The organism is Shewanella sp. MR-4 (assembly GCF_000014685.1).
Taxonomy (GTDB): Bacteria; Pseudomonadota; Gammaproteobacteria; order Enterobacterales; family Shewanellaceae; genus Shewanella.
The window spans coordinates 147,688-165,602 of sequence record NC_008321.1 but is presented as its reverse complement, the minus strand read 5'-3'; the positions used below and the strand labels follow the sequence as shown (position 1 = coordinate 165,602).

Annotated in this window: 14 protein-coding genes and 1 riboswitch; of the genes, 8 read left to right on the top strand and 6 right to left on the bottom strand. The window is 48.3% G+C overall.

The features are described from left to right. Positions 1–85: 85 nt before the first annotated feature. Both SHEWMR4_RS00765 and SHEWMR4_RS00760 read left to right on the top strand, forming a co-directional pair. Positions 86–1,204, top strand: a complete 1,119-nt coding sequence (locus SHEWMR4_RS00765) for an FUSC family protein (protein WP_011620979.1) — start codon at positions 86–88, stop codon at positions 1,202–1,204. Between the two features lie 131 nt (positions 1,205–1,335). Continuing rightward, positions 1,336–3,312 (top strand): M14 family metallopeptidase, encoded by a 1,977-nt coding sequence (locus SHEWMR4_RS00760; RefSeq protein ID WP_011620978.1) that lies wholly within the window; start codon positions 1,336–1,338, stop codon positions 3,310–3,312. A gap of 24 nt (positions 3,313–3,336) precedes the next feature. Here the strand turns inward: SHEWMR4_RS00760 and SHEWMR4_RS00755 are convergent, their stop codons facing one another. Then, positions 3,337–4,104, bottom strand: a complete 768-nt coding sequence (locus SHEWMR4_RS00755; RefSeq protein ID WP_011620977.1) for a class I SAM-dependent methyltransferase — start codon at positions 4,102–4,104, stop codon at positions 3,337–3,339. A gap of 270 nt (positions 4,105–4,374) precedes the next feature. Here SHEWMR4_RS00755 and SHEWMR4_RS00750 point away from each other — a divergent pair, with 270 nt between their 5' ends. Together SHEWMR4_RS00750 and SHEWMR4_RS00745 are read left to right on the top strand one after the other, a co-directional pair. Further along, positions 4,375–5,151, top strand: a complete 777-nt coding sequence (locus tag SHEWMR4_RS00750) for a hypothetical protein (RefSeq protein WP_011620976.1) — start codon at positions 4,375–4,377, stop codon at positions 5,149–5,151. Positions 5,152–5,440: 289 nt separating this feature from the next. Further along, the gene (locus SHEWMR4_RS00745; RefSeq protein ID WP_011620975.1) at positions 5,441–5,944 is read left to right on the top strand and encodes a hypothetical protein; all 504 of its coding nucleotides are present in this window, start codon (positions 5,441–5,443) and stop codon (positions 5,942–5,944) included. Here SHEWMR4_RS00745 and SHEWMR4_RS00740 read toward each other — a convergent pair. Next, positions 5,930–6,403 (bottom strand): nucleoside deaminase, encoded by a 474-nt coding sequence (locus SHEWMR4_RS00740; RefSeq protein WP_011620974.1) that lies wholly within the window; start codon positions 6,401–6,403, stop codon positions 5,930–5,932. The two genes, SHEWMR4_RS00745 and SHEWMR4_RS00740, sit on opposite strands and share 15 nt — an antisense overlap. Beyond that, positions 6,396–7,085 carry an FMN-dependent NADH-azoreductase gene (locus SHEWMR4_RS00735; protein WP_011620973.1) on the bottom strand — a complete coding sequence of 230 codons (690 nt, stop codon included), beginning with the start codon at positions 7,083–7,085 and terminating at the stop codon, positions 6,396–6,398. Before SHEWMR4_RS00735 ends, SHEWMR4_RS00740 begins: the two co-directional genes overlap by 8 nt. A gap of 134 nt (positions 7,086–7,219) precedes the next feature. Between SHEWMR4_RS00735 and SHEWMR4_RS00730 the strand changes: the two genes are divergently transcribed. Next, positions 7,220–8,071, top strand: a complete 852-nt coding sequence (locus SHEWMR4_RS00730; protein ID WP_041408661.1) for a LysR family transcriptional regulator — start codon at positions 7,220–7,222, stop codon at positions 8,069–8,071. A gap of 558 nt (positions 8,072–8,629) precedes the next feature. Continuing rightward, positions 8,630–9,211: a hypothetical protein gene (locus tag SHEWMR4_RS20980; protein ID WP_011620971.1), complete on the top strand. Its 582-nt coding sequence runs from the start codon at positions 8,630–8,632 to the stop codon at positions 9,209–9,211. 379 nt (positions 9,212–9,590) lie between these two features. On the opposite strand, the gene SHEWMR4_RS00720 is transcribed toward SHEWMR4_RS20980, so the two are convergent. Next, the gene (locus SHEWMR4_RS00720) at positions 9,591–10,022 is read right to left on the bottom strand and encodes a GIY-YIG nuclease family protein (protein WP_041408660.1); all 432 of its coding nucleotides are present in this window, start codon (positions 10,020–10,022) and stop codon (positions 9,591–9,593) included. 10 nt (positions 10,023–10,032) lie between these two features. Then, positions 10,033–12,168, bottom strand: a complete 2,136-nt coding sequence (locus SHEWMR4_RS00715; protein ID WP_011620969.1) for a S9 family peptidase — start codon at positions 12,166–12,168, stop codon at positions 10,033–10,035. A gap of 240 nt (positions 12,169–12,408) precedes the next feature. Further along, positions 12,409–12,643: riboswitch (FMN riboswitch) on the top strand. A gap of 212 nt (positions 12,644–12,855) precedes the next feature. Between SHEWMR4_RS00715 and ribB the strand changes: the two genes are divergently transcribed. Then, positions 12,856–13,509 (top strand): 3,4-dihydroxy-2-butanone-4-phosphate synthase, encoded by a 654-nt coding sequence (gene ribB, locus SHEWMR4_RS00710; protein WP_011620968.1) that lies wholly within the window; start codon positions 12,856–12,858, stop codon positions 13,507–13,509. Positions 13,510–13,870: 361 nt separating this feature from the next. Next, positions 13,871–17,104, top strand: a complete 3,234-nt coding sequence (locus SHEWMR4_RS00705; RefSeq protein ID WP_011620967.1) for an EAL domain-containing protein — start codon at positions 13,871–13,873, stop codon at positions 17,102–17,104. 77 nt (positions 17,105–17,181) lie between these two features. Here the strand turns inward: SHEWMR4_RS00705 and ftnA are convergent, their stop codons facing one another. After that, complete coding sequence (gene ftnA, locus SHEWMR4_RS00700; protein ID WP_011620966.1) at positions 17,182–17,718, bottom strand: non-heme ferritin; 537 nt, start codon at positions 17,716–17,718, stop codon at positions 17,182–17,184. Positions 17,719–17,915: the final 197 nt, after the last annotated feature.

The following is a 17,915-nucleotide window of genomic DNA, read 5'->3' as shown; positions in this document are numbered from 1 at the left end:
ATTTCTTTATCCGCCAAGCCACACGGACACAGTGCCTTTCTGCGATAATGGCTTGGCTACCATCAGTCCAAAGGAGTGTTGCATTATGTCCGTATTTGCCCCTGCAAGCCCTTTTGCCGACTTTATCTATCGTCATTTCCGCGCCATTCACGCCCTTAAACTCGGCCTCGCCCTGCTGATTGCAGTCACCATTAACGCCATTTGGTCGCCGCCGCATTTTATTTGGAGCATGGTGACCATAGTGATCATTATGATGAGTCTGCCACAGGTGGGCGGCGCGATTGAAAAGTCCCTGCAACGGGCGGTAGGCACCTGTTTAGGGTCGGCTTATGGCGTGATGTTAGTGGCCACTATCGACAGTTATTGGCTGATTATGGGGCTGCTGATCTTAGGGGTCACGCTGATCTGTTTTATCTCGGCGGGACGCTACAGCTATGCCTATTTGGTGGCGGGATTCACCATTATTATCGTGGTGGGCGATGCGAACCACGACACCTCAGAGGCGCTCTGGCGCACGGCGAATATTCTGCTCGGTTGTGTTATCGCCATTCTGGTATCGCTGTTTATCTTCCCGATTAAGGCCAAGCAGGACTGGCGCAGCCAGCTCGCCAATGCCATCGACAGTATGGCCAAAGTGCTTACCCAACATCTACAGGCCCCCGCCAACCATGATTTAGATTTTCGCGCCGAACTCGAGGCGGCCATGAAGGCGGTATTAACCCAGAAGAAACTGTTTTTCTCCCTCGAGTGGGAAAGCCAAACTCTAAAAAAACATAAAGTGCTGCTGGCGGAATTAGTGAATAAACAGGTGCGGCTGATCACCCTACTCGAGCTATTACCTTTGAGTCGCTGGCAGGAGGCCGACAAAGAGGCATACCACCAAATCAACCGTGTCGCCGCCGAGCTTACAGCTTATCTTCACAGGCTGAGTGAATTTGTTGCGGGCAAAACAGCCACGTTACCGACGCTGCCCAGCGCCCTAGAGCAAGAGTTGCAGCACAGATTACAACTCAGCTTGGCCGCCCAAACGCCAAATTCGGCCCCTTTAGCCAATGAAGTTGCGCAGGGATTTGCCCTCACGGGATACGGCTGGCTTATCTATCAACTCGCCATTGCCGTCGAAGCGCTCTACGCCGATATCGAAATTATCGAAATCGCCTATAGCGGACAAACCGTGTTACATAAAACCGCCAAACCTTCATAGACTGTTACCACGGGGCATGGCAGCGAAAATCACTCACTCGAACCAAGATAAACCCTTGGCAGCCCTTGCACTCGCAAGGGCTTAATGAAAAGATACCGCCCTAATAAAAATTCGATGTGTGGACTGTTTTCATGCGCTTGTTTTCCCCTTCCGTTATCGCCATTGCCTGCTTATCGGCGGGTTCACTATTCACCGCCCAATTTGCCGTTGCCGCGAATACCGAAGTCGCGCAACCCGAAGTGACAACGACTGGAGCTGCCAACACTGAGGCCGTTAAAACCGACGCGGTTGACGCCAGCGCCGACAGCAGCGCTTCACCCGCGGCAGTAGCCACTCCCGCAGCCGCAGCGACACCGACTCGCGCCAACACCTTTGTGAATGATGCCATTCTCCCACCAAGCATCACTTGGCACGGAAGCAGCGAAGCCCTGTTACTCAGCGCCGATAACGAATGGGCGACGCCCTTCGAGCAAAGCAACGGCATCGAAAGCCCAAGCTATGACGACACCATTACTTGGCTCGACCGATTGGCGGCCGAAACCACCAAATTGCAGAAAGTCAGCCTAGGTAAGAGCCCTCAAGGGCGCGACATTTGGATGTATGTCGCCAGCAGCGAAGGCATTAACGAATCTGCACGCTTAAAGCAAAACACTAAGCCGACGATTCTGGTGCAGGCCGGGATCCACGCGGGCGAAATCGACGGTAAAGACGCCGGCATGATGTTGCTGCGGGATATAGTCAAAGGCGACAAGAGCGACCTACTCGAAAAGGCTAACTTGCTGTTTGTGCCTATGTTTAGCGTCGATGCCCATGAGCGCAGCGGCGAATTTAACCGCGTTAATCAACGCGGCCCAGTCAATATGGGTTGGCGCACCAATGCCAATAACCTCAACCTAAACCGCGACTACGCCAAGGCCGACACCTTAGAAATGCAGCATATGCTGCGGGCAATCAATGTGTGGCAACCGGATCTGTATATCGATGTGCATGTCACCGACGGTATCGACTACCAGTACGACATCACCTTCGGCTACAACCTCGCCCAAGGCTTGAGTCCCGCCAGTTTCCGCTGGCTCGAAAATAGCTACCGCCCAGCGGTCGAAGCGGCATTAACCGCCCAAGGCCATATCCCTGGTCCGCTGATTTTCGCCGTCGACAATACCGATATCACTAAAGGCATGTCACTGTGGAACCCTAGCCCACGCTTCTCTAATGGTTATGGTGATGCCCGCCATCTGCCCACCATTTTGATTGAGAACCACAGCTTAAAACCCTTTAAGCAGCGCGTACTTGGCACTTATGTAATGCTAGAGCAAACCCTGAAAACCGTGGGTGACCAAGCGACCAAGTTAAAGAGTGCGATTCAAGAGGATAAATACCGCGCCTCGCCACTGATCACATTAACGTGGAAATCGGCGCCACTGGCTAAAGGCTGGGATTTTAAAGGCATAGATTACAAACTTGAGCAGAGCCCGATTAGCGGCACCGAGGTAGTGCGTTGGACAGGCGAGCCTAAGCTGTACCCCAATTTACCTGTGATTGCCGAAACTGTGCCCGATATCAAAGTCACTCGCCCGAGTGCTTACTATATTCCCGCCCAGTGGACACAGGTGATCGACCGCTTAAATCTACACGGCGTTCGGATGACACGTTTAAGCAAGCCAACCGAGCTTAAATTGCAGCAATATAGCTTGAGCAATCCGGTGTTTAATACCAAGGCGTTCGAGGGGCGACTCACAGTGAAGGCCGACTCGACACTAGCCAAACTGACCACCACCTTGCCCGCGGGCACAGTGAAAATCAGCACAGATCAACCCTTAGGCGATCTGGCGATTTTACTGCTCGAGCCACAATCACCGGACTCGTTACTGCAATGGGGCTTCTTCAACCCTATCTTTACCCGTACCGAATACATTGAGGACTACGCGGTAGAGCCGCTGGCCGCCAAGATGCTTAAGGAAGATCCCAAGCTGCAGGCGGAATTTAACAAAGCGCTGGAAAACCCAGAGTTTGCCGCCGATCCCGAGGCACGCTTACGCTGGTTCTATGAGCGCAGCCCTTACTACGATAACCAATATCTTAAGTATCCAGTCTACCGTAGCCGTTAATCCCGCAGTTAAAAACGGCAAGGATTAAGCAGGCTTACGCGCGCTAATGCTATACACCAAGGGCACCTGTTGCCCTTGGTGTTTTAGTACATAACGACCATCGGCTTGCGCCTCTAGCCCTTCTAAACAGTTATAGGGGCTAAACGCAAACTCGTGGAAGAACTCCAACACTAAACCCGCCTGCAATAAGGCATTGATCACCTCAGACAAGCTATGGGACCAGCACATTAAGGTCTGCAGCTCATCGCCGGCATTCTCGGTATAGGTCCCTTCCTGCTCAATATCTGGCTCACCCCGATTAAAATAACTATACCCATCAAATAGCTGCTGCGCCGGATGAAACTCGGCCATATAAAACTGTCCGCCAGGCTTTAAACACGCCGCAATGGTCTGCGCCCAGAGAGTTAAATCCGGCAACCAAACAATCGCGCCATAGGAGGTAAATACAACATCTTGCGGCTCAACCTTGCCCGCTACACTGTAAACATCGCTACAGATAAACTCGGCGGACAACTCCGTCTGCTGCGCCAGCTTGCGCGCCTCAGCAATCGCCACCTCGGATAAATCGACCCCAGTCACTTTTGCGCCCATTCGCGCCCACGACAAGGTATCTAAACCAAAATGACATTGCAGATGCAGTAGACTTTTGCCCGCCACCGCAAGCTCACTCAGCTCGATTTCCGTTAAGGATGTGTTGCCACTCAAAAAGCCTTCAACATCATAGAAATCAGAGGTTAAGTGCACTCGAGTGCGGGCATCCCAAGCGATTTTATTGGTCGTTAAGTAATCCATATGAGTCCTTTCTGGTTACGCTTTTTATCAAGCTGGAATTTTGGACACACGCTAACTGAATAAGTGATTAATTTCACCACTCTTTGGGAAAAATCACTCATTCAGCGGACATGTCCGCACTCGCCCAAGCGGACACATTTAACTTATCCGCATGATTATTAATACTTTTTAAAATTGGCATAGGATGTGCAATCTCGACTGATATCAAGCTTATCGCTCATAGCTCAGCACTCAGTCGGTCGTCGAGTGTCGATAACAAGGAAGAAGAAAATGTCACTACGCCCTTTTATATTCACCCTCGGATTTGTCGCCCTCTTTACGGTTGGCGTGTCACTCACTGGCTGCATTATCAATGTGAACGCCGCTGGCATGCCTGATTTAGATCACCAACAACGTGAACTCAGCCTCGATGCTCAAGACCTACAGGAACTCGTCGCCGAAACCGGTGCAGGCAGCCTTGAAATTATCGGTGTCGAAGGCCTAATCCAAATTAAGTTAGTCGCTGATATCTATATCAATGACGATAGCAAAGTCATTCTCACCCTTGAGAAAAAGGCCAACAAAGCCCAGCTTAAGGCCGACTTTGAATCCCATAGCAGCTTTAGCAATTACTCACCCTATATCGACCTTAAGTTACAAGTGCCCGCCGGATTAGCGCTGGACATTGACGATGGTTCAGGTGCGATTTTGATCAACAAGATGACAGCGGATATTAAGGTCAAGGATGGCTCAGGCGAACTGGCTATCCATGGTGGCAATAATGTCAGTATCGACGATGGTTCTGGCGCGATTGAAGTCAGCCAAGTCAACGGTAATCTGGCGATTGTCGATGGCTCTGGTGGCATCCAAGTTAATGATATTAAAGGCAGCATCACCATCGATGATGGTTCAGGTGAAATCAACGTCGCCAATGTGCAAAACACTGTCACCATCAACGATGGCTCAGGCGATATCAATGTGGTGAACACTAAGGGCTTAACCATTCTCTCGGCAGGTTCAGGGGATGTGAGCTTCGATAAAATCGATGGCCCCGTTAGTAAACACTAAACCCGTTAGACCAATAGCGTTACCGCTCCACCAACTTCCCGGCGTAGAGACTGATGTTGCAGTACCCAACCAAATGTCAGTCTTCTACCCACCCCTTTTTGCGTTACCGTTCCATGGACATTCTTATGCACTTTATGCCACTAACCCCTTGTAGTGGCATCTTTTTTTGTGCGACCATAAAACTTAAATTTGCGATAACCAGACTTTCAGTCCGCGAATTTGTTAAGATAATTCACCTTCCCGCTCGATAGTCACAAAGTCACGCAGTATTGCCTGTAAGGTCGAAAATATGGATCAGTTTTCGGAATACCAACAAGAAATTGAATCGCTTTCTCAATCGGATAACCCAAGAGAAATAATGGAAGGACTAGGGGATATTTGTTTTGATGGCGAAACCTTTTATCAGAATGGTAATACAGCCCTAGCTAAACACATTTTCGAGCATATTTACGCCTTAGATGCGCACTCGGACTATTTCTCACACGCCAGATCAGTCGCCAAAACCTTCCTCGTTAACCTAGGAGAAATACCTCCCATTTCCCTAGAGGAGGCTATTATACAAATGCAGCATGAGAATGCCGCATTGAGCCAGCAGCAGCTAAATCTGTTGATTGCAAAGCGTATTTTTAGGGAATGTAGCCATCATCAAGACGCTATTCGCACCACGCTGGAGTATCTCAATAAAGCCGAAGCACTCACACCTTTGTGCAAAAGCGACCTTCGTTTTAAAGCCTTAGTGAATGCGGCAAGTCATGCTGCCGCAAACCATACCACTGACCTACATGCCGATTGAGGCTAACCCAATAGAACTTTGGCGAAATGGCTGAAGCCGATGATTCAACTGCGGCCATTTACTGATCTCAATTTGCAATTTCGACTCCTGCAATAGCTGATAGGTCCAACGATAATCAAAGCCATATTGGCAAGCTTCGTGGCGATCGACTAAGACGATGACCCGACTGATTTTGGCCAGTTGTATCGCCATATAACAAAATCCACAGGGCTCACCAGAAGCAATTAATGTCATGCCCTCCAAGCTGACTTGTTTAAGTAGCAGAGTCGCCTTTCGTATCGCTTGGATTTCAGCATGGGCGGTACAATCATGCAGCGCCTGTACCCGATTCACCCCTTCAGCCACAATCCGCCCAGACTCATCCACAATCACAGCCGAAAACGGCAGGCCTGTACCTTCGACTTCCTTTTGCGCCAACGCCAAGGTGTGGTTCACCGCAGGTAAAAAGTGATTACACATCAGTCGTTTTCCCTGCGTAGTGTTGTGCTAGTTGTAACCCCATGGCAGCGGACTTTGCCAGAGCCTGTTGTAACGATTGCTGATGTCGATTATCGGCAAACTCTTGATATTCAGAGGCGACTTCAAAAATCTGCTCAACACCCAAATACTTACTTAGGGTACGTAGATGCGGCACCAAATGCCCATGCCGTTCGTTTACGCCACCCTCCTCAAAGCCGAACTCACCGCAGGACGTCAGAATCACTAAGGTTTTGCCTGACAGTAATGGCGCTAGAGGGGTATCGCCACGGTTCAAGTCAAAATCGAAGGTCTTGTTAATCCTTACAATCTGATCAAACCAAGCTTTTAGCTGAGCAGGCATACCGTAGTTGTACATAGGTGCAGAAATCACAATCAGATCGGCCGCTGACACCTCCGCAATCAATTGATCCGATAATGCCAATTGCTGCCGCTGCGCCGCAGAGCGTTTAGCCTCCGGCGTGAACACCGCACCAATCCACTGTTGGTTGATAAAATCTGGTGGATTCATCCCGACATCACGGTAAGTATACTCAGCTGTAGCACAGTGAGTTTTAAAACTAGCAATAAACCGTTCTGCCAATTGTTTAGAAATAGAGTTATGAGCTGGATTATCGTTTAACACAGCTCTAACGCTTGAATCTATATGAAGAATATGTGTCATCTTGAATCTCTCTTTAGCTGAAAATACCCAGCTATTGTGGTTTTTCAGCGAGTGACAGACAAACGACTAAAACGCATTTACAGATGAGCCAAACTCATCTATTTTCACCTAATACTTATCGAAGGCGGATGACTATGCAGGTTTCATTACAAGCGTTAAAAGCATTTGAAGCAGCAGCCAGACTCGGCAGCTTTAAATTGGCAGCGCTAGAGTTATCACTATCACCGACCGCAATATCGCACCATATCAACAATCTAGAACAGCGCTTGGATGTCGCGCTCTTTCAACGCCAAGCCAGACGCATTAGTTTAACGCCGGCTGGTGAGCGTTTATCCACCGTGACCACTCAAGGATTTCAGGCCATAAATCAAACCTTGGACGATATCGCGAGTACTGGACGCCATATTAAGGTCGCCACCACATCGTCACTTGCAGCATTGGTACTGATACCCGCACTACAACAGTTTTACGCGACTTACCCACAAACCCAAGTTGAAGTCGCGACAGGCGAAGATATGCAGCATGATGCCTTTACACTGCCGCTGCGCTTTGGGGATCTGCGCCATCAACATCCTGATGATGTATTAAAAACAGAGTTCTTTAATATGTTTGCTACACCAGCGGCTGCATCATTGCCAGCAGGTCCTAAACCTCTGACCATATACACAACAAGGTGGAAAAATAATAACTTACCACCACCGCCGCTAACGGACTGGTTGGCACAGCAAGGCTTGCAAGACTCTAGATTGGATATCAAATATTATGATCAGGAGTTGTTTGGTATTCAGCAGGCGCTCGCAGGGCAAGCTTGGGTATTTAGCTCTACCACGCTCACCCAACAATATGTACAGGCTGGGATATTGCAAGCCGTTAACCCTAACGCTGTAAAATCAGCGCTTTGCTATTACATCCCCAATAAAGCCCTACTAAGCAATCGGCATAACGCACACTTTATTGACTGGCTACAAGCAACCTTAAATACATAAGGAGCAGCGGTGTCGATACTGCCTATTGGCAGTTCCATGGAAGAGATTAACTTAGAGTACTAAATCGTACTCTAATAGTGTGAGGCGGGCTTTAAGCTCATCCTATCTTCCTTGCTAATGTTTTCACAAGCAGCCAAGACCCCTAGCGAAGCTACATGCATAGTTACTAACTTCATGCTTACTTCGTAAATTGCTAACGCTTCCGATGGAGCATCCCTTCCCCCGAAAGCTACGCAGACATCTTTTTAATAAAGAGCCTTCAACGCCCTTCAGTAACTTCGCTGGGGAGATGAACTTCTGCTCTCTCGGTGTAACCTGTTAACCCCAAAAGAGCTTTCCAGCCCTATCATTCCAGTAAGAAAATTTAACAGTGGGTGTCTCGATAAACTAATGCGACAGAACTTATGCTCATAATAGCGGTATAACTAAAGTGCATTTATCAATCTAGTTCTTGCAGTCGTTTACTTAGGCACCGATTAAACTTTGAAGTAGAAGGTATTATTACAAAAATAAAAGTAGCATCATGCCGATTAAGTCGCTTTGGGGAAAAGGAAAAGTATGAAACTAAAAAAGAAAATCAATTTACTAATTGATCGTATTGACCTGTATTCTTTTCAGCTGCACCTGCTGACGGTTATGCTTGCAGAATACACTATGCAAACTAAGGATCTGGAACCTTTAAACAATCTCATCAGACTAATCGAAGATGCTGAAACCGTCATTGATTGGTTTCATGCTCATACTCCTATTCGCTTTAATCCGAAAAAGAAGAAATTTGTAGCACGAGGCAATGGCAGGTGGAGCATTGCAACCGGCTTATCAAGTGAACTAATTGTTGGTAAAAATACACTTGTAAAATACACAAAATTTTTTAGCATAAACTCTACCGAAGATTTAGAGCGCGCATACAAAGCTGTTGAAATAAAAATGGCTGAACTTGATGCTCAATATGAAGCCGACAGTAGTGTAATAACGTTCCTTGATATTGAGCAGGTTCCGAATATTGGTGATCGAGAGAAAATAAAAGCATATTTGAAAGCTAACCCAGTGCAAGATAGCATGGGGAAATTTGGTATTCCACAGAGTAAACACCGTTTTGGTATATATGGTATGCCAACGCTTAACCTGTGGTCGCGCTGATTTGCCGTACGGGTTGCCGAACAGGGAAGTCTAGAGCTTGGAAACTCATGTCTGATTTCAACGTCGATGTGTATGGAATGAGTTGGAGTACATACGCTTTGTTCTCGTTTGTAATGCGTGATTTAATCGTGACTCCCATGGATCTTGCAATACTAGCGACTAACGGCGAACTCTAAGCAACAGAATACGCATCCTTCGGAAGCGATAGCAAATTTGGCAATGAGCCAAGGGCGCCAGGGACGTCTTGGCTGATGTGAAAACAATAGGCCAAGAGGATAGGACGAGCAGTCCTCCTTGGTCGGGTGTGGGGTGAAGCCCCACGACGTTGATTTAGCTTTTACCTAAAACAATAAGATCTGAATGATGTCAGTGTTCAGTGTCATCTGAGTACAGATTCAATCAACGCCAGCTTTTGACTGCGGCTTAACTTTTTAACCGCAATCTCACGCTTGAGTGCATCACTGCGGGTGCCGACTTGCTCTTGATACATCAGGGTTAATGGCCCTTTGCCGCGCAGGTACTTTGCTGCCTTGGGGCTGCTTGATTGATGTTCGTTAAAGCGGCGGGCGACATCTGTGGTGATGCCTGTGTATAAGTGGCCATTGGCGCAACGGATAAGGTACAAATACCACGTCGAGACTTGTTCTATCTCTGATGTCGCGTCTTGCTCCGAAGTCACAGCTTGCTCAGTTACTTGCGCTTCAGGCTTGCTCGAAAGCTGAGTTTGGTTAACAGCTGGCGCTTGGCTAGCCCCTTTTTGGGGGCTAGCCGAGGGAGTTGAATTAGCGGCTTCAATCACTAAATCGGTCACCCGTTGGCGCCTACTTAGTCATGCCGAGCAGGCTTAAGAAGAAGGCATATTCCTGCGCTGTGTCTTGATACTGGCGGTAACGGCCACTCTTACCACCGTGTCCAGCATCCATATTAACGTCGAATAACAACACCTTATCGTCCAGTTTGTACCATTTATTTTGCACTTCACGCAGTTTTGCTACCCATTTAGCTGGCTCGAAATACTGCACCTGCGAATCATGCAAACCTGTGGTGACCAACAGGTGTGGGTACTCATGGTCGGCAACATTGTCGTAGGGCGAGTAGCTGAGCATATAGTCGAAATAGGTTTTCTCGTTTGGATTACCCCATTCATCGTACTCGTTGGTGGTGAGCGGAATTGACTCATCGAGCATGGTCGTGACCACATCCACAAAGGGCACATGTGCTGCAATGGCAAAGTACTTTTCAGGCGCCATATTGGCAATCGCGCCCATTAACAGCCCGCCAGCACTGCCGCCCGAGGCCACCACTTTATTTTTATCGCCATAACCTTGCTCGGTTAAGGCGGTGGTGACATCGATAAAGTCATTAAAGGTATTCTTTTTATTCAGCAACTTACCCGCATCGTACCAAGGGCGACCTAACATTTCGCTGCCGCGCACATGGGCGATGGCATATACAAAGCCGCGGTCGAGCAAACTGATAACCGACGACGAAAAGTCAGGCTCTACTGTGTAACCATATGAACCATAACCATATTGGTACAGAGGGTTGGTGCCGTCTTTGTTGAACTTATCCTTACGATACACCAAGGACACTGGCACCTTAGCGCCATCGCGGGCGGTGACAAATAAACGTTCGGCGCGGTATTGGCTGGCATCGAAGCCGCCGAGCACTTGCTCCTGCTTAAGCAGATCGCGTCTATCGGGATTGCTTAAGTGGTACTCATAAATCGCCTCGGGCGTAGTCAGGCTCGAGTAGAAAATCCGTAACTTATCGCTATCTTGCTGGGCGTTAACATCTAAACCGAGCACATAGGCGGGCTCGTCAAAACTCAGCTCAAAGGGCTTTTGACCATTGAATGGCATCACTTTAATGCGTGTCAGACCATTTTCACGGGTTTGAATAATCAGGTAATCCTTTAGCACCAGCTCGTCTTCGATGCGCGCATTGGGATTATGGGCAACCACTTCCTGCCATTTGGACTTATCGGCGGCATCCTTAATCGCCACTTTCATCAAACGGAAGTTAGTCGCCTGCCAGTTGGTGAGAATGTAATAGCTGTCGCCCAGTTTCGAGACGCTGTATTCATGGCCTTCTTCCCGCGCCAGCACAGGTTTGAACAGGCTTAGGGGATCGTTAGCATCCAGCACAGACACTTCGCTGGTTGTGGTGCTCTCGTGGAACAGCACAATTTGCGACTCGTCTAAACTCTTGCCGAGGGAGATGTAGTAAGCATCGTCTTGCTCCTCATACACCAACACATCGCGCGATTGTGGCGTGCCGAGTTCGTGGCGATACACGCGGTAACCCAGCAGGGTTTGCAGATCTTTGGCGATATAAAACACATGGCGATTGTCATTGCCCCAAACGATGCGTCCCTCTGTGTTTTCAAGCACATCGGTGATCATGGCGCCGGACTCAATATCTTTAAAGTAGATGTTATACACGCGGCGGCTTAAGACATCCTCACCGAAGGCCAACATGGTTTCATCCGGGCTGACGCTGACGCCACCTAAACCATAAAACTCATGGCCCTTAGCGCGCTCATTCACGTCCAGCATCATTTGCTCAATCCCGTCACTGCCTTTGCGGGCGATCAGCGGATATTCGCCGCCCTCTTGGTAGCGGCGGTAATAGCTGTGCTGGTGCCATTGGTAAGGCACGCTCGACTCGTCGGCCACTAAGCGCCCAGTCAGTTCGTTAAACAACCCATCCTGTAATGACTTAAGCGGCTTAAAGTAGGCTTGGGTGTAACGATTTTCGGCATTCAGATGCGCCAAGACCTTAGGATCTTGGCGTTTATCGTCGCGCATCCAGTAGTAATCGTCGGTGCGCGTGACCCCGTGCAAGGTCATCACATGGGGAATTTTTTCCGCAACGGGCGCAGAGACTTGCCCTTTTGGAGTGGAGCAACCGGGTAATAGCATAGCGAGACCTAAAGTAAGCAGCAGAGTGCGCATTTATACGTCCTTGTGACGTTCAAACACCATCGTGGGGCACGACGGCAAGCCAATAAGTTAATGTGCCGGATATGATATACCCAAGCTAGCGCTTGTTGCGAGTTTCCTAAAGATGATGCTGGTTTAAGCTTGGCGGCCAGTTGTGCGCTTGCGCAAACATTGCCCAATTTATGGCGCGATTTTATTGCCATTCCAACTAAATAGGCGCAACATAACCGCGTTTTTAGGCCAAGGCCTGACAACAATTCTCAGGGCGGGGTGAAACTCCCCACCGGCGGTAAATAGTGCCGTGAGCCGTTCTCACCCCCACTAAAGCCCGCGAGCGCCCGAACGCAATTTCGGGGTCAGCAGATCTGGTGACTTAGCTTGTCTCGTTATGGTTAACGCCTATCGAGCGCTACTATTCCAGAGCCGACGGTAATGGACTGTTTGCAAACATTGCAACGGTACTGAGTCCGGATGGAAGAGAATGTAAGACAACATTAGGATGCAGGCGCTTCGTTTCAGCCAATGAGCGAAAGCCATCGTCATCTGAATGTTAGCCTCATATTTTGCAATTAACCGACGTAAGCCATTGAGCTTAAATGGGTCTATTGCTACAGCTCAACCCCTATTGGGGTAAAGGCTGTATTTCTGCACGCCCTGATTCTGGAAATTCCCATGTCGTATTTTTGAAGGATATTAACCATGAATCAGTCTTTACTTGCTCCTTTTGGTACTGCTATCGAACGCGTTGAAGCGGGTCTTGAAGCCCTGCGCCAAGGCCAAGGTGTGTTGGTCGTCGATGACGAAGATAGAGAAAACGAAGGCGACTTAATTTTTGCCGCCGAGTCACTGACCAATGCGCAAATGGCCATGCTGATCCGCGAATGCAGCGGTATCGTGTGTTTGTGTTTACCAGATGAAAAGGTCAAAGCCCTTGAGCTGCCACCTATGGTCGAAAACAACTCGAGCCAATATGGCACCGCGTTTACCGTGAGTATCGAAGCCAAAGTGGGAGTCACCACTGGCGTTTCGGCTGCGGACCGCGTCACCACCATTAAAGCCGCTATCGCCGACAATGCTAAGCCAAGTGATTTAGCTCGCCCAGGCCATGTGTACCCACTGCGCGCCCAGCCCGGTGGTGTATTAACTCGCCGTGGCCATACCGAAGGCACTATTGATTTAATGCAACTGGCCGGCCTCAAGCCTGCGGGCGTGTTATGTGAAGTCACCAATCCCGATGGCACTATGGCGCGTCTGCCAGAAATCATCGCCTTTGGTGCAGCGCACAATATGCCTGTGCTGACGATTGAAGATATCGTTGTTTACCGTAAGTCGCTATTAGCCAATGTTGGCTAATTAACCCCACAGGCGGAATTCGATTTAAAGGACGTCGGCTCTGCCCGCGTCCTTTTTATTTGCCTGCAGTCCTAGATACAAAAACTCAGCTTTTGTATCAAATCCAATTAGATATCACAGACAAAGAAATTGTTTGTTTGCTAGGAGAGTAAATACACTAATAAAAATAATACGTTACTCATATATAATAAATAACTGAATTTCGTGAGCTAGATTAGATATCCATAAACTAGGGGTCGCGACCCTCTCGCTTCTATGTTAAATATCCACACCCAGTGTCTGGTCATTTCGTTTTCAACTCATCAAGGTTATGCCTTGATTTTTTATGTCTCCAACCAGGCAAAAGTAGGAGTAATTTTACATGCCATCCATGCTACAGCATCTCAGCCTGAAGCAGAAACTCATTCTGTTTTCACTGCTACCTTTGCTGATGATGAGTATTTTTGTACTGTCGCGGATGTATGTACTTGTGAAGGAATATCGCTCCGCCAATCAGAACCATCTGGCAATCCAAGCGACAGCACAAACCACTGAATTACTCTTCCAACTGCACAATGAATACGGCCTCAGTGCCCAGCTTTCTGGCCCCGCGTCTCCTCAAGAAGAAACACGCCTCCTACAGCAGCAACAGATCACCTCCGATGCCTTAGATGCGCTACTCAATGGCTCGGCATTGAGCAACTTGATGCCCGCTTTAGGCCGCAATCAACTCGCCGCCGTGCAGTTGCAGGAGCAACTCAATACTCTAACGCTGCTAAGTCATAGGTTAGCGTCGGGGCGCCAAGAGGCTCTAGATCAGCATCCCAAGGCCTTTATCGATTTGTATAATCAGTTCAATACCGAGCTGGTTAAACTCATCCAGCAACTACAGCTACAAACCAACGATATTAGCCAATCTAGAGCCTACACAGATTTGCTTAATTTGCTTATGGTGCAACAGCTGGCGGTAAAAGAGCGCAGTGCCATTAATCATATGTTGTTGTCGCAGGTGCTGAACATTAATGATTACCGTGCGATTAGCACCATAATGTACGAATACGGCCAAGCCATAGAACATGCCAGTAATGCCTCGATTTCCAACCGTCAGTCCTTAATCCGCAAGATGCAAACCTCTCCGGAAAATCTGCGTATCCTCAAGATTAGCCAGCAAATAGAGCAACAAATCCGCGTCAGCACCTTAGTACAGAATATCAATGCCCACTTGGGCTACGGTGGTTTAATCGATAGTTTTCAAGACTATTTGATTAAGGGAGACAATGCCGCGCTGGATAAATTTACTAAGGCACTGTCGATTATTCAGCTCAATCTCGATGAGTTAAATCATGAGATCCGCAATATTCCTGATCTTAAGCCTGCGGTGAAAACCATTGAAGACGGTATAGACCAATATCAGTTCTGCATGAACCAGTTGCAGCAGTTGAAGCGTCAACAGCTATCACTCGAAGAGATCAGCGCCCTTATCCATGTGAATGACAACGACCTGAGTGCCGCCATCAATAAACTATTGATGCCACCGCATCCGGTCAGCAGTAAGCACTGGTGGTCGCTCACCAGCGATAGGATCAATAAGCTGCACACTATCAGTGATGAAATCACCGCAAACATGGCACATCAGAGTGAAGTAGAACAGACTAAGTCGCTCACATTGCTCGGGTTATATCTATTCTCCGCACTTTTTACCGCCGCGATTACCCTCTGGCTCGGCCGCAAAATTATTCGCAGCTTTATGGTTAAAATCACTAGAATTGCCAATGATATGCAGCGAATGGCCGCCGATCCGCAGCTCAATATCAATATCGATGCTTCTGGCTCCGACGAGCTGGCACGCATGGCTCAGGCCATGAATCGAATGATCAGCGAACGCCAAAAGGCCAACCACGCCTTAAGCCGCGCCGCCGCCGTATTTAACTATTCTGCCGAAGGCATTATGGTCACGGATGCCGACAATCATATCGAGTTGGTTAACCCCGCCTTTAGCCAGATCACAGGTTACAGCCTCGAAGAGGTTAAGGGCCGCAGCCCATCACTGTTAAGCTCCAATCGCCATCCCAGCCATTTCTATACGGCTATGTGGGAAGCATTACAAAAAGAAGGTAAATGGGAAGGCGAGATCTGGAATAAACGTAAAGATGGCCAAGTGTATCCCGAGTATCTTGCTATTACTGTGGTACGTAATGAACGGGGTGAAATAATCCAACATATTGGTTTATTTATGGATATCAGTAAGCGTAAGCAATATGAGCAGGATCTCTGGTATCAAGCAAACTTCGACACACTCACTGGGCTACCCAATCGTAAGCTGTTTAACGAGCGCCTGCAGCATGAAATCCAACTCGCCCAACACGACTCCCGCAAGCTGGCGATTCTGCTGATCGATTTAGACCAATTCAAATATATCAATGACGTCCAAGGCCATGCCATGGGCGATCTCTTGTTACAAGACGTGGCTAAGCGACTGGAAAATATTGCTGGTAAGAACGACTTTCTCGCCCGCATCGGTGGCGACGAATTTGTGCTTATCCTCCCCCGCGTCACCAATGAGTTCGCGATTGAACATATGGCGAGCCGGATCATTGAAACCTTAGCCGCGCCCTTTAACTTGAATGAGCGGGAAATCCAAATTTCTGCCAGCTTCGGCATTGGCGTCTACCCCGAAGACGGGCTAGATGTGAGCTCCCTGACCCGCAATACCGAAATGGCCATGTATCAAGCAAAGGACGCCGGACGCAATAACTTCAAGTACTTCACCTCTGGCATGAACCAAGCCATGTTTGCCCGCATGGAGCTTGAACAACGGCTGCGCCGTGCCGTGGCACAAAATGAATTTACCTTACATTATCAACCGATTGTGGATATGAAAACGGGACAAATCTGTAGTGTCGAGGCGCTGATCCGCTGGCAAGATCCCGACTTAGGACTGATCCCGCCAGACCAGTTTATCGGTATCGCCGAAGAAACTGGACTCATCGAGCCTATGGGCGAATGGGTGCTCAACCAAGCCATGCATGATTTAAGACAATGGCAACATATGGGACTCAACCTGAATGTCGCCATCAATGTCTCCAGCCGTCAGTGCATTAACACCCGTGGCCTCGGCTTCGACCAAGTATTGCAGGAATGCTTTAACCGTCACCATATCAATCCCAGAAACGTGCATATCGAGATCACCGAGAGCATGCTGATGGGCGATGCGAGCCACTGCCTAAGCACCCTAGAATCTATTCGCCACCTAGGCTCGCAGATTTATATCGATGACTTTGGTACAGGCTATTCATCTTTGAGTTATTTGAAGAAATTCCCTATTTCGGTAATCAAGATCGACCGCAGTTTTGTGGAAAACGCCCTCGATAACAGTTCTAACGCCAATCTAGTCAAAGCCATTGTGATGATGGGCCAGAGCCTTGAAATGGAGCTTGTCGCCGAGGGGATAGAAACCGAGGCCCAATGGAAATTCCTCCGCGACTTAGGTTGCCACTATGCACAAGGCTATTTGATCTCTAAGCCTCTGCCATTTGATGAGATTACGCCACTGCTCAACCAAACCTTGCCGAAAATCTTGTGCTTAGCGCCACAAGAGAAGAGCATAAATACTTGATGATGTAGACCTAGTAATCCCCTGATTATCTTCAATAAAAAAGCAGCCTAAGCTGCTTTTTACCCTAGCGATTAGGCTTAAGCCTGTGGCTGGCTTTGGGGGTTCATAATGCTCTCACCGCCCTTTGATGCCAACTTAGCTAAATCTTTATCGATAAAGAACAGTGCTTTACCATCTTCGCCCACTAAACGGATCTTATCGACAATCGACTTAAACAGTTTTTCTTCTTCGTGCTGCTCGGCCACATACCATTGCAGGAAGTTGAAGGTCGAATAATCTTGGTTTGAAAAGGCCGCATGGGCCAAGGCATTGATCTTACTGGTGATCAGCTGCTCGTGCTCATAGGTCAGCTCGAATAACGCCAGCAGAGAGTCAAACTGCGACTGCGGCGCTTCAATTGCACCCAGTAGCGGTAAGCCGCCGGTTTCGCTCACATAAGTGAACAAACGACGCATATGGCCCATCTCTTCATCCGCATGTTCGCGCATAAATTTTGCTGCGCCTTCAAAGCCTTGATCTTCACACCATGCACTCATTTGCAGGTATAAATTAGAGGAGAAGAACTCCATATTAATTTGTTCATTCAACTTTTCGATCATGGTTGCAGACAGCATAGTTAATCCTCTTGGGCATTCGAACTGAAATCTTGGCACTCATTGTCATGAAGGGCGTCGCCAAAAGCAACAAAATTTACCTTTGTTTATTTAGCTAAGTTAATGATTAGTTGATAAAAATGATTTGCATTTGTTCATAGACTCGCGTTTAGCGCCGCCTGAACTGTACTGAAAAATCACAGAGTAGAAGGATTCAC

Excerpts from the sequence above, each read along its gene's own strand:
- SHEWMR4_RS00750 (WP_011620976.1), top strand. The coding sequence starts at position 4,375 with ATGTCACTACGCCCTTTTATATTCACCCTCGGATTTGTCGCCCTCTTT.
- SHEWMR4_RS00755 (WP_011620977.1), bottom strand. The coding sequence starts at position 4,104 with ATGGATTACTTAACGACCAATAAAATCGCTTGGGATGCCCGCACTCGA.
- SHEWMR4_RS00705 (WP_011620967.1), top strand. The coding sequence starts at position 13,871 with ATGCCATCCATGCTACAGCATCTCAGCCTGAAGCAGAAACTCATTCTG.
- SHEWMR4_RS00740 (WP_011620974.1), bottom strand. The coding sequence starts at position 6,403 with ATGTGTAATCACTTTTTACCTGCGGTGAACCACACCTTGGCGTTGGCG.
- ftnA (WP_011620966.1), bottom strand. The coding sequence starts at position 17,718 with ATGCTGTCTGCAACCATGATCGAAAAGTTGAATGAACAAATTAATATG.
- SHEWMR4_RS00745 (WP_011620975.1), top strand. The coding sequence starts at position 5,441 with ATGGATCAGTTTTCGGAATACCAACAAGAAATTGAATCGCTTTCTCAA.
- SHEWMR4_RS00735 (WP_011620973.1), bottom strand. The coding sequence starts at position 7,085 with ATGACACATATTCTTCATATAGATTCAAGCGTTAGAGCTGTGTTAAAC.
- SHEWMR4_RS00715 (WP_011620969.1), bottom strand. The coding sequence starts at position 12,168 with ATGCGCACTCTGCTGCTTACTTTAGGTCTCGCTATGCTATTACCCGGT.
- ribB (WP_011620968.1), top strand. The coding sequence starts at position 12,856 with ATGAATCAGTCTTTACTTGCTCCTTTTGGTACTGCTATCGAACGCGTT.
- SHEWMR4_RS20980 (WP_011620971.1), top strand. The coding sequence starts at position 8,630 with ATGAAACTAAAAAAGAAAATCAATTTACTAATTGATCGTATTGACCTG.
- SHEWMR4_RS00765 (WP_011620979.1), top strand. The coding sequence starts at position 86 with ATGTCCGTATTTGCCCCTGCAAGCCCTTTTGCCGACTTTATCTATCGT.
- SHEWMR4_RS00760 (WP_011620978.1), top strand. The coding sequence starts at position 1,336 with ATGCGCTTGTTTTCCCCTTCCGTTATCGCCATTGCCTGCTTATCGGCG.
- SHEWMR4_RS00730 (WP_041408661.1), top strand. The coding sequence starts at position 7,220 with ATGCAGGTTTCATTACAAGCGTTAAAAGCATTTGAAGCAGCAGCCAGA.